Origin of the sequence: Marinobacter sp. (genome assembly GCF_046484525.1) — a bacterium.
Classification (GTDB): domain Bacteria; phylum Pseudomonadota; class Gammaproteobacteria; order Pseudomonadales; family Oleiphilaceae; genus Marinobacter.
This window is the reverse complement of sequence record NZ_JAWOIS010000005.1, coordinates 25,826-37,383: the sequence shown is the minus strand read 5'-3', so window position 1 is coordinate 37,383 and position 11,558 is coordinate 25,826. Positions and strand designations below refer to the sequence as shown.

General features: G+C 61.2%; 10 protein-coding genes and 2 pseudogenes. 3 read left to right on the top strand and 9 right to left on the bottom strand.

Annotated elements, in window-relative coordinates:
* The 4 genes and pseudogenes from R6W86_RS01255 to R6W86_RS01240 all read right to left on the bottom strand — a co-directional run.
* Positions 1 to 417: pseudogene (locus tag R6W86_RS01255) on the bottom strand (energy transducer TonB); the annotation flags it as partial.
* Positions 414 to 824, bottom strand: a complete 411-nt coding sequence (locus R6W86_RS01250) for an ExbD/TolR family protein (protein WP_410327585.1) — start codon at positions 822 to 824, stop codon at positions 414 to 416. The pseudogene R6W86_RS01255 and the gene R6W86_RS01250, both read right to left, overlap by 4 nt.
* Positions 821 to 1,216 (bottom strand): ExbD/TolR family protein, encoded by a 396-nt coding sequence (locus R6W86_RS01245; protein WP_410327584.1) that lies wholly within the window; start codon positions 1,214 to 1,216, stop codon positions 821 to 823. Before R6W86_RS01245 ends, R6W86_RS01250 begins: the two co-directional genes overlap by 4 nt.
* The gene (locus R6W86_RS01240; RefSeq protein ID WP_410327583.1) at positions 1,203 to 1,994 is read right to left on the bottom strand and encodes a MotA/TolQ/ExbB proton channel family protein; all 792 of its coding nucleotides are present in this window, start codon (positions 1,992 to 1,994) and stop codon (positions 1,203 to 1,205) included. Before R6W86_RS01240 ends, R6W86_RS01245 begins: the two co-directional genes overlap by 14 nt.
* A 198-nt stretch (positions 1,995 to 2,192) precedes the next feature.
* Between R6W86_RS01240 and R6W86_RS01235 the strand changes: the two genes are divergently transcribed.
* Positions 2,193 to 4,148 carry a diguanylate cyclase domain-containing protein gene (locus tag R6W86_RS01235; RefSeq protein WP_410327582.1) on the top strand — a complete coding sequence of 652 codons (1,956 nt, stop codon included), beginning with the start codon at positions 2,193 to 2,195 and terminating at the stop codon, positions 4,146 to 4,148.
* On the opposite strand, the gene R6W86_RS01230 is transcribed toward R6W86_RS01235, so the two are convergent.
* Both R6W86_RS01230 and R6W86_RS01225 read right to left on the bottom strand, forming a co-directional pair.
* Positions 4,145 to 4,921: a sulfite exporter TauE/SafE family protein gene (locus R6W86_RS01230; protein WP_410327581.1), complete on the bottom strand. Its 777-nt coding sequence runs from the start codon at positions 4,919 to 4,921 to the stop codon at positions 4,145 to 4,147. The genes R6W86_RS01235 and R6W86_RS01230 overlap by 4 nt on opposite strands.
* Entirely contained in the window at positions 4,912 to 6,039 is a 1,128-nt protein-coding gene (locus tag R6W86_RS01225; protein WP_410327580.1) for a hypothetical protein, read from the bottom strand. Before R6W86_RS01225 ends, R6W86_RS01230 begins: the two co-directional genes overlap by 10 nt.
* 52 nt (positions 6,040 to 6,091) lie before the next feature.
* On the opposite strand from R6W86_RS01225, the gene R6W86_RS01220 reads away from it, so the two are divergent.
* Together R6W86_RS01220 and R6W86_RS01215 are read left to right on the top strand one after the other, a co-directional pair.
* Positions 6,092 to 7,579 carry an amidase gene (locus R6W86_RS01220; protein WP_410327579.1) on the top strand — a complete coding sequence of 496 codons (1,488 nt, stop codon included), beginning with the start codon at positions 6,092 to 6,094 and terminating at the stop codon, positions 7,577 to 7,579.
* A gap of 122 nt (positions 7,580 to 7,701) precedes the next feature.
* Positions 7,702 to 8,307, top strand: a complete 606-nt coding sequence (locus R6W86_RS01215) for a hypothetical protein (protein WP_410327578.1) — start codon at positions 7,702 to 7,704, stop codon at positions 8,305 to 8,307.
* 62 nt (positions 8,308 to 8,369) lie between these two features.
* Here the strand turns inward: R6W86_RS01215 and R6W86_RS01210 are convergent, their stop codons facing one another.
* From R6W86_RS01210 to R6W86_RS01200, 3 genes and pseudogenes are all read right to left on the bottom strand, one after another.
* Entirely contained in the window at positions 8,370 to 9,410 is a 1,041-nt protein-coding gene (locus R6W86_RS01210; RefSeq protein ID WP_410327577.1) for a HupE/UreJ family protein, read from the bottom strand.
* Entirely contained in the window at positions 9,407 to 10,192 is a 786-nt protein-coding gene (locus R6W86_RS01205) for a hypothetical protein (RefSeq protein ID WP_410327576.1), read from the bottom strand. Before R6W86_RS01205 ends, R6W86_RS01210 begins: the two co-directional genes overlap by 4 nt.
* 161 nt (positions 10,193 to 10,353) lie before the next feature.
* Positions 10,354 to 11,550: pseudogene (locus R6W86_RS01200) on the bottom strand (DUF4331 domain-containing protein).
* Positions 11,551 to 11,558 lie beyond the last annotated feature (8 nt).

The window sequence follows — 11,558 nt, the reverse complement described above, 5'->3', positions numbered from 1 at the left end:
CGTTTCAGGCTCAGGCTCAGGCTCAGGCTCAGGCTCAGGCTCAGGCTCAGGCTCAGGCTCAGGCTCAGGCTCAGGCTCAGGCTCAGGCTCAGGCTCAGGCTCAGGCTCAGGCTCAGGCTCAGGCTCAGGCTTGGGCTCAGGCTTGGGCTCAGGCTTGGGCTCAGGCTTGGGGGCGGCCTCAGATTCGGCCTGCGGCTCAGGTTCCGGAGTCGGTTCCTGCGGGGAGTCGGGCTTCCTCGGCTCCGGTGGCTGGCCCGCGAGGCTGATGCGAATGGCGGGCGCCGGGTCAATCGCCGCCTCGCCCAGGGATTCAAGATTGAGTGGTTGTTGCGGAGCAGACCATACCAGGAATGCCGCCGTCAGCAGTATGGCAAGGATCACCAGCCCGGTTTTCTGCAGGGGGCGGGATGGGCTCACGAGCCGGACTCCGTCAACAGCAGGATGTCGTTGTAACCACCACGCTCGAGGGTCCGGAACAGGCGCTCCAGTGCGGCCATGGTCACGGATTCGGCTGCGGCCACTCGCAGGGGGTGCCCGGCTCCCGGTTCCGGCAGACTTGAAAGCAGGTTCTGTTCATCGACGGTGGTGGAGCCCACCAGCCAGCGGCCGCCTTCCGTGACTTTCAGGTCGGCGTCCGGCGTCTGTTCCTGCCCGTTGGCGGCAGCGCCCGGCAAGTCGGGCAAGGGCTCATTGGCAAGCTGACCCGCCACGATGAAAAACATCAGCAGCAGAAAGACCAGATTGATAAGAGGTAACAGGGCGTCCTCTACCCGTTCCAGCAGGGATTTGCCGGAGGTGGCCGGAGGCGGAACCAGGTTGGTCATGGTTGTTTCGGTTCTGTTCGTAGCCAGTGGGTGTAAATGCCCTGCCCGTCGAGCAGGCTGAGGGTCCGGGTGAAGCTGGAAAGCGCTGTTTGCCCTTCCGTGGTCAGGTTGACTTCGGTGATGCCGCGCCGCTCCAGCGCTGCTGCCAGCTCATCCGTACTGAAAGCCTGATTTTCCCAGCGCACATTGCCGACACTGACGATCGTCAGTGTCGGCACAGGCTCACCGCGAACGCTGTTGCGTTGACGGGTGTCGTTGGCCAGCTCCAGCGCCCCCACCGGTAACAACCGGCTGGTGAGCATGAAGAACACCAGCAGGATGAACACCACGTCGATCAACGGCGTGATGCGGATCGGAATGGGTCGACTGGGCCGGGGATCAACCAGCTGCATGGGCAAACCGCTGCCTGCCGGTGAATCCGTGGTTCTCAGCTTGTTCCCTTGGCCAACCGGCTCCGGCCTCCCCGGCCGGCGAAAGTTCGTCTTCGTTGCTCCAAGGGTTGTCCGCTACGTTGAGTATGCTGACCAGCGTGCTGTTGATGGTCTTGTGAATACGGCGCAGGCGGAATTCGATCCAGGCCGCCAGCGCCGCAAAGGGAATGGCCACGACCAGGCCCGCGGCGGTCGTGGTAAGTGCCTCGTAGATGCCGCCACTGAGTTGTGCGGCATTCGCCCGGCCTTCGGTGGCGGCCATGGCGCTGAACGCCTCCATCATCCCCATCACCGTACCCAGCAGTCCCAGCAGAGGCGCCAGTGCGGCAATCACTTCGATGATTTTCAGGGGGGCTTCAAAGGGCTCCAGGGCATGCTGTGCGTCTCGCGCAGCGGTTTCCCGGATCCGCTGGCCGTCGACACGCTTCTTGCAGGCTTCGATCGTGTCGGCGACCAGGTGGAGCAAAGGGTTCATCCGCTCCCGGAGTCGGGCCTGGCTGCGAAGGTGCTCCGGGTCAACCGCGCCCGGGTTGTCCTGCCAACGGTGAAGCGTCTGTTTCAGGTGCCGGTTCAGTCTTGGTGCGTAGAGTGTGCCTGACAGAATCAGGTAGAAAAACGTCACCACACCCAGCACCGCGAGGGCGAGCAACACCATCATGACCGGACCACCCATATCAATCAGTTGTGCAATCGGACCCTGCAGGAAGGGAAGGCTGGCTATATTGGCAGGATCGGACATCGGAATCCCCTCGGTTTCAAAGGTGGATCTAATTCATAACGATTATCAGTAAAATTTCAAACATGTTAAATCTTGTGGACTGGCCTGTATTGGGCTTTTGCGAAGATTTGTCCGCTCGCTAAACTGGACGTATGAATTTTGTTCAGCGGGAGGGGAGCCGATCGAACTCGTGATTCTCGTCTATGGAGTTGGCCTGACGTGCTGATTCAACGGTGGTTCGGAAGCCTCGTAAACCGGGCAGTGGCGCTGGTGACAATGGTTGTTCTGGTGACCGCGCTGATCGTGACCGGCGCAGGTTCGTTGCTCAGCCGGACCGAGCTGGAGCAGCAGGCCCGCAATCAGGTGGCCACCATCGCCGAACTGGTAGCGCTGGAGCTGGACGATAAGCTCCGGCGCCGACTGGAGATACTGAGCGAGGTGGCCGTCAGCCTGACGATGAGTGAAACGGCACTGCATGGGCGTGCCCGGGTCATCGTGCAGCAACAGGTGGCATTGCAGCATGAGTTTGACGGCCTTTACCTGATCGACACCGAGGGTCAGGTGCTGGCGGAATATCCGGAGGCTTACGAGCAGGCCGGCCTGAACGTCAGTCATCGGGAGTATTTCACGCGGGTTGCCAGCCAGCTGACCCCGATAATCAGCGAGCCTTACGTGTCCAACTACCTGAACCACCCGGCGGTGATGATTGCTGCCCCCGTGTTCAATCACCAAGGCCGGTTTATCGGAGCGCTGGGTGGCGCGATACTCCTTGAAGGCGATAACTTCATGGAGGAATTCGCCGGCCTCACGATTGGAGAAAGCGGTTACCTCAAGCTGGTCAGCCGTCGTGGCACGATTATCACCCACGGAGCGACCGGTGAAGTGATGGTGCCGGTGGGTCAGGAGAATCCGGTGATGACCAGGGCTCTGGCGGGTTTCGAGGGGACGGTACAGACTCGGAACAGTGCTGGTCAGGACAGTATCATGTCAGTTCAGCAAATGGCCCAGGTGCCTTGGTTCATGGTTGCTGTCTGGCCAACGCGGGAAGCCTATGCACCGATCACTCGGGCGAGCGATAGCTTCGTCTGGATCCTGTTTGCGGTTATTTTGCTTGTCGTGCCTCTGGCTTTGTGGCGGTTCCGGCGTCTGATGGCTCCCCTTCAGACCCTGGGCATCCAGATCCAGGAGCGCTACCGGGGCACCCGTACTACGCCGGTTGATGTGGTCGGTGGACGGGAGATTCGCAAGGCCGCCGAGATCTTCAATACCATGACAGAAACGCTGCATCAGGAGCAGAAGCGGGCAGAAAGCATCCTGGGAGTCCTTCAGGAGGGCGTCCTGATGCTCGATGCAGACGGTTCGATCCGCTTTGCCAACGGGGCGGCCTGCCGGTTTGTCGGGACCGACGACGATTGTCTGGGCCGGAATTTTTTCGACATGGTGACCATCGAGACAGACGGCAAACCCTGGCATCGCACCGATTTTCTCCAGGGTGAGGACATCGACAGTCTGTATGTCATCTTGCGCAATCGCCGGGAAGTCGAGTTTGATATCGACCTCACCCTGCTCCATATCCGTCAGGGCCTGCACAACGAGCAGCTGGTATTTGTGCTGAGGGACGACACCGAGCGCCGCCGGGAGGAACAGCGGCTGTCTTGGGAGGCAACCCACGATAGCCTGACCCAGTTACTGAATCGCCGTGCTTTCACCGCAACCCTGGTCAAATTGTTGGGCGAAGCCTCCAAGCACGATGTACCGTCCGTGCTGATGCTGATCGATCTGGATCACTTCAAGCCGGTCAACGATCAAGGCGGCCACCTGTTGGGTGACGATCTGCTCCGCCGGTTGGCGGATCTGTTCAGGGACGCCGTGCGCCATTCCGATACGGTCGCCCGGCTGGGTGGCGATGAGTTTGGCGTGATCCTGTCTTCCTGCGGACTTGGTCCGGCTGAACTCCTGGCGGAAAAGATCCGGGCTGGCGTCGAGGCGCTGCGCATCGAGCACGATGGTCGCAGTTTCGGGGTGACGGCATCGATAGGCCTGACCGAACTTACGACCCGTGACAGTGGCCCCCGTGAGGTGATGGCCCGGGCGGATGAGGGCTGTTATGTGGCTAAATCCCGGGGTCGCAATACCGTTGTGATGGTACCCGTGCCGCCGGATTCCGGTGATTAGAAGGGGGCTGACCACCAGCCGGCGGTGATACCCGCCTGCCAGAGCAGGCGTAGGGCCAGGGCGGTGAGCATGATATTGAATACCCGGGTGAACCAGCGGTTATCCATGGACCTGAGCACATGCAGCCCGAGCCAGGTGCCGGCAAAGCCGAAAGCCACCATGGCCAGGATGAACACCAGCCAGTCAGCAAAGACAAAACCGGCGAATCCAAACACCAGAGCCTTGGGCAGATGTTGCAGCGTCATGGCCGTGGCGAAGGTGGCAACAGTGGCAAACCGGTCCCGGTGGATCTGCTTGATGAACGCGGCCACCAGGGGGCCGGTGGCACCGACGAACAGGCTGATGAAACTGGTCAGGACCGAGGCGAGGAAGACTCCGGGCCGACCGAACGCTACTCTGGGCAGTGGCGGGCCCCAACACAAATAAAGCACGAACAGGGCAATGGTCAGTTGCCACAGGTGCTCAGGAAGATTGACCAACAACCAGGCCCCGGTGCCGGCCCCCACCACAACCCCGGGGACGAAGGCGGTGATGACTTTCCAGTCGATGTGCTTCCAGGTCAGCACCATGCGCCCGGCATTGGAGCCCATCTGAATCATGCCGTGAACCGGGATGATGGCGGTCGGTGGTAGCCAGCTCGCCATCAGGACCAACAACAGCAGGCCGCCACCGGCGCCCAGACTGGCGGTTATCATCGAGGTCAGCGTCGAGCAGGCCAGCAGGAACAGGGCAAGTCCCGGCGACAGGACTTCCGGGATCAGGGTCAGTTCCATTGACAGAAGTCCGTTGTCTTGAGTCGAGCACTGCGGCACAGGGCCTCGGTGGCAAGCTGCACATCGGCCACATAATACAGTGACGCCAGACCGAGCCGGTCCCGGCCAAGGTTGTGGAAAACCATTCCGAAGGCAATGTCGCCTGCGGTGAAGCGCTCCTGGTGCTCGGCGAAATAGGCTGCAGGTCGTGCCAGGGTTTCGTCTTCAAGCAGTGCCTGCACCCGGGCCGCACCACCATGGTAGGCCTGGATCAGCAGCAGGGTGAACAGACGGTCCTGTTTCTCCCCTGGCAGATGTCCGAATCTTGCGTCGAAGGCGGGGCGCAAATTCCGGGCATTCTGGTTGGTCAGGCGCAGGGCGCAGTCGATCTGTGCCAGGCGGTGCCAGTAGTTTTCGGGCTTGAGGCCGCAATCGGACAGCGCGCTTTGGGAAAGTTGCAGTATCCCCCGGGCATTCGCCGCCGAGTGCGCCCGGGCCTGGCCGCCGCTCTCGATCAGCAGCTGGCCGGCAAGGTACCGGGGCATGGCGGCTGGCAACCCCAGCCGACCCTGTTGCTGACGGGTGCTGTAAACATAGAGCAGAGCGTCGTGGAGAGTGCCGGGCTGTTCATTACTGGCAAAGCTCAGGTCGTCCCAGCGGCCCCAGAGACGGTCTGCTGGAAGGGTGCCCAGGTAACGGGCGAGGGCTTCGGGCAAATTGACGTGTGGCTGGTCACAGGCGAGGGCAAAGGGGTAACCGGTCTGCCCGTCGCTGCCCGCCAGCCAGCTGTCCACCTCGCCCCGCTCATGGAGGGACTGGCGGGTGCTGTTCAGCTTCTGCTGGGTACTGGCAATGTCGGGACCATTGACAATCCAGCCCAGGAACCGGCCGCGCATGTCAAACAGGATGTGGCGCTCGGCCTCGGAGCAATAGGCGTTCTCGGCAAGCACCCAGCTGCGGATGGTCTGAATGTTCTGATAGACCCCCTGGCTGACCCAGTATGGTGAGTTGCGGATAACACTGGTCCAGCCCTCGTTCCCGGGCGCTTCCTGTGACGTAGATCCGGTTGCTGAAAAGGCCTGAAGGGCCAGGATGAAAAACAGAACAGGCTGGCGTAAGCTTCCGATTTTCAGGTTCATATCTGTAATACCCATCACCATTCAGATAACACAATAACAAACGGACGTAATCATGAAGCAATCCGAGTATCTGAAACTTGATGCCACAGCCCTTGCCGATCTGATCGGGCGAGGCGAGATCCATCCCCGGGATGTCTGCGAAGCCGCCATTGAGCGGGCGACCCGCGTCAATGGAACCCTCAATGCCATTTGCCATCCCCAGTTCTCCGAAGCCCTAGAGCAGAAGTTTACCGAATCTGCCCCGTTCAGTGGCGTCCCCTTTCTGCTCAAGGACCTGGCTCAGGAACAGGCCGATCATCCATGCAGCTACGGTAGTCGTGGGCTGAAAAACAATATCGCGCCGGTCGATTCCGAGTTTACCCGGCGCGCGGCCCAGGGCGGACTGGTTTTCCTCGGGCGAACCACCACTCCGGAATTCGGCCTGAAGGGAGTGACCGAATCGGAGCTCTGGGGCGCAAGCCGCAACCCCTGGAATGTTGATCTTACCCCAGGCGGTTCCAGCGGTGGCTCCGGTGCCGCGGTGGCCGCCGGTGTGGTCCCGATGGCCGGCGCCAACGACGGTGGAGGCTCCATTCGCATTCCGGCAGCTTACAATGGACTGTTCGGGCTCAAACCGTCCCGGGGGCGGGTTTCCAGCGGGCCCTTTCTGGGTGAAACCTGGACCGGCGCCTCCATCGACCATGTGGTGAGCCGGACCGTGCGCGACAGTGCCGCGATGCTGGATGTACTGGCCGGACCTGCCCAGGGGGATCCCTTTGTCATTGCGCCTCCGGCGGCACCCTACGCGGAGCTGATGCAGAAGGCACCGGGCCGTTTGCGGATCGGTGTATTCACCAGCTCCCCCTATGATACCGAAGTTGCACCTGAATGCGTTGCGGCGGTGGAGGAGACGGCCCGGACCCTGGAGAGGATGGGACACATTGTCGAGTACGCCGAGCCGGAATTCGATGGCATGGCCCTGGCTCGCTGTTATCTCGGGCTGTATTTTGGCGAGGTTTCGGTGCTGATGGCACGGGCACGGGAGCAGTTTGGTGCCACCGACCGTGATTTCGAGCTGGATACCCGGCTGATTGCCATGCTCGGCCGGACCATGCCATTACCGGATTATGTCCAGCGTCGCCAGCAGTGGAACGATTTCGCCAGGGCGCTGGGGACCTTCTTCGAGAGTTATGACCTCTATCTGTGCCCGACCACGGGCCAGTTGCCGGCTCGCATCGGCGAACTTGAGACTCCGTCCCACCTGAAATTTGCGGCGAAGCTGATGTTGGCGCTGAAGGCGGGCCGGCTGGTGCACCGCAGCGGGCAGGTAGACCAGATGGTCCTGGAGAGCCTGGCGCGCACCCCGTTCACTCAGCTGGCCAACCTGACCGGTACGCCGGCCATGTCGGTGCCACTGCACTGGACGTTGTCCGGGCTGCCGGTCGGTGTCCAGTTCGGGGCGGCTCACGGTGGTGAGGACGTGCTGTTCCAGCTGGCGGCAGCGCTCGAGGAAGCCTCACCCTGGTTCAGTCACTATGAACGCCTGGAAGACGCATTCTGAGGGGTTGTGATCCGACTCCCGAAACTCCACGTTTATCTTTGTGTGTGGAACAGGCTATGCTGTGAGTCAGGAAGGCATTTTCTTCCTGACCCACCAGATGGCATCGAGGAGGCGAGCGTCTTATGAACCAACCGATGGCAATCGACGAACTGGTATCTGTAGCACAGGCCGAGGCCATGGGGGAGCTTGACGCCCCGATGATGGCAATCGTCCTGTCCAGTGAGCAAAGCTACGACTTGCCCATTAACTCCCTTGAAAGCGATGCCGACAAGGCCCGTTGGGGACTGATTCTCCGTGCTGCACGGGAGCACGTGGAAGCGGACGCCGTGGCGGTGCTTTACCCGGCCTGGACCACCATTCGCCAGAAGAAAACCGAAGAAGGCGAAGCAAACGAATCAACCGATGCCGCCTCGGACGATGATTCCGGCGGCCCCATCGACACCCTGTTTGTTCAGCTCCACACCCGGGATCATGTCTACTGGCGGGGCTTTGAACAGATCCGGGATCCACGCCACCAGCGCATCATCGGCTTCCGCCGGATCAAGGCGCTGTCCACCGATTACCGGCGGGACGAGGCGCCGTCGGTCACTGCCTGGCTGAATACACTCTTTGAGCCATTGCCGGCCGAGGGTGAGGAAACGGAAGTGGATCGCGAGCTGGCGGACCTCCTCGAGGAACCGGAAGTGAGCGCTGCACTATACCCGCGCCAGATGCGCGCCCTGCATTGAAAGCCAACCTTGCGGTAGCCGGTGACGGCTACCGCAAGCCATTTCAGATAGAGGCGGCCCGCTCAGCCGCCCATACCAGGCTTGTGCCCACCACTGCCAACAGCATGAACGGCACGATCGCCCGCTGGTAGAGCCGCCACTGCGAGAGCAGGTATAAAATCGGAAAGCCCAGCACCAGCCAGCCCCAGCTGTCCCAGCTCGACCCCCAGGTTGAATCCCGCCAGCGCCAGTGCCAAATCCGACACACCACTTGTCAAATCACCCAATACACTCGCGAAGCCGAAACCGTGTATCAGGCCGAAGGCGAACGCCAGCTTCCAGGTTTTCCGGCCGAGCACGGGGCAGACCACGTTCACCGCCGCGATGGCAATGGACAGCGCGATGACCGTCTCGACCCAGACGATGGGCAGGGTCATCACGTTTAGGGCCGCCAGTGCCAGCGTGATGGAATGAGCGATGGTAAAGGCGGTGACGATCCCGGCCAGTCGGACGATGCGGGATTTGAGGGTGCGGTTCCCTGTCCCCTGGGCCATGAGGCTTACCGGCAGAACGAGAACCAGCAGGAACAGGATGTGATCGAGGCCAACCAACAGATGGACCACCCCTTCCACGAGAAATACTGCGAAAGTCTCCAGCGGGCGGGATGATCCGGCATCCGAGGTGATCTCGACCAGCCCCCGATGAAGGCTGTCCCGGTCAAATAGTAGCGAATACTGCAGTTGCTCGGGATCATCGCCATCCGGGCAGGCAATCCGGTAACGCGCTGCCGCATAGCGGCCGTCACTGTGCCGGCTCAGTCCCCAATCAAGGCCCTGAAGGCGGCAAACACCGGACTCTGCCGATAGCTCAAGCCCGTTTTCCACCGTTCGGGTGATGACCGGGCGCTGGCTGCGCACCTCGCGGCCAGTAATTTGCCGGTCCTGGTTTTGATCCAGCGGCACCAGTAGAGCAAGGTCACGCAGGGCGACGTCGATCCGCAGCTCCCCGACATTCGAATTCAGATAGATAAAACTGTCACTGGCCTTATGGGCCACTGCAGGACTGCTCTGGGTGAGGAATGTCAGAAGCAGCAGCCACGGTGTCCAGAGTCTGAGCGCAATCATGAAGCTGCCTCCGGATAGCGGGTATCGGTTTGCCCGTGCTGCTCCAGCCACTGGCGGAGCAACGCGAGCGTATCCCTGTTTCTGGCGGCCTGCGCCGCGCGCAGCAGCAACCGGGTATCCAGGGGTTCCCGTTGGGATTGCCAGTTGTCCCAGGCGTGTTCCAGAGCCTGTCCGGGACGGGATTCCACGTCCAGAAGAAATCGGGCGTAATCGCGCTGATGCAGCAATGCCCCGCGCCAACGGGCCTCGTTGAAACGCTCCCGAAGTTGCCGGGTAAGGACATCCTGTTCCGGGTGATTGCTGCGGAGCATCGCGATGGCGCGAATGACGGCCAGTGAGTCCACTTGCTCATGGCCCTCAGTGAGCGCCAGTACCTCCTGATAATGTCTCTTCTGAAGGTGCCAGTCCGCGAGCTGGGCCCGGGTGTAGAGATCGGAGGGAGAGGCAGACAGCACATGGCGCCAGTGGTTCTCTGCTACGTCCCGGCCCAGTTGTGCTGCGATGTCTCCCAGGGTTCCCTCGGCCCAGAGTCGCGCGGTCGGGCGCTCTGTGTCGGCATTCGCCAGGACTGTTTCGAGTGCCCTGTACGCGGTCTCGGGGTCCCCGGTTCTGGCGGCAACCTGGGCGGAGCAGCTCTCGGCGATAAGCCCCGGGTATTCCTGTGCCAGCCGGCGGCACTGCTGTTGCGCCTCGGGGTAGCGCCCCCGGACCGTCTCCAGGTTGGCCAGCGTCAGACGGGCCTGGATCCGGTGTTGGCGGTTCCGGCTTCGCTCCAGCACCACGGTGAGGTCCTCCCGGGCTTGCTCGAATCTGTGCAGGCTCTGGGAGAGCGTGGCCCGGAGTACCAGCAGCCGCTCATTGAGCGGCGATTCCGGCCACCGCTGGAACAGCCGCTCCGCATAACCGAGGTAACGCGGGTCGCCGGTGCTGCGGGCCTTGCCAATCAGGTTCTGAACCCTGTCGGCAAGGTCGGATGGGTCACATAGGTCAGGAACTGAGCGTCGTCCTTGGGCTCGCTGGCATTGAACCGATCCTTGTCTTTAAGACCGATCACCACCTCGTTCACCAGTGGCATGCCCAGTCGGGAAACCTGGGAGTAAGCTCCGCCCTCAACGGTTGCTTCTTTGCCGTTCGCCGAAGGCGCAGGATTGAGCACGCGGGCCTGACGGACGCTGGCGGTGGTTCAGGTACCAATCACCGGCTGACCGTTGGAGTTCACGGCAGAACCGGTCAGACAGTCAGTCGGGACTTCCAGGGCGAAAGAAGTGACGTTCTTGTCTGCCAGATCGCCAGGACCCTCGCCGTTGCGTGCCCCGAGCGGGTTGGTATTCACAAGGTCAAAAATTTCGCCCAGATTAACGGCAAACGCCTCTTTGCGCTGACCGACGAAGACCCGGCCGTTGGTGTTGCAGCCGGGGATATCAATGCCGAAAACATGCTGGTTCGCGTAGGCCGCATAATCGGCGAAGGACTTCGCACCGATGTTGTCCAAAGGCTTGGCGAAGGTATCAGTACCGGTGCTGACGTTGGTGGCGGTCTGCACGGGGCCCGTGTTCCGATCCCCGGTAACAACCTTCACACTGTATTCCTGGCGAAGCTGAACGTTGGCGTTATCGGTGGCATCGCCAATGTTTTTCAGCGGGACTGACACCATTTCGGTGTTGCCGTTGGCGCCGACGGGCAGCTGAATGTCGTTCAGCACATCCTGGAGTTCGAATCGGAACGTCAGATCCTCTACTGCGTCACCATCGTTATCCACATGGACCTCATAAATGGCATCGTCGTCCAGGTCAAAGTAATTCGGGCCGCCGTAGGCATCCTGCAGGGGCAGATAATTGGCAATAAAGGTCACAAATCCTTCGCGACCGGATTCGTAGCTGCGAAACATGTAAAAGTCGGTACCATCGACTTTGGGCACTTCTGTAATGAAGGGCGCCTCGCGATGGCTTGAGGCGTGGCTCAGGCCGGCCGACAGCACAGCGCTGGCGATGGCAATGGTGAGGCCGGACCGTGTGAGTACGTTATTTATTCCGTTCTCCTCAGGTAAGGATTTTTGTGGTGTTGCACTGGAGAAACGGGGTGGGTTTGGATACAGATGCACCACATAACAAAAAATTTCCGCAATACCCTTGAGGTGCATCCCTCGGG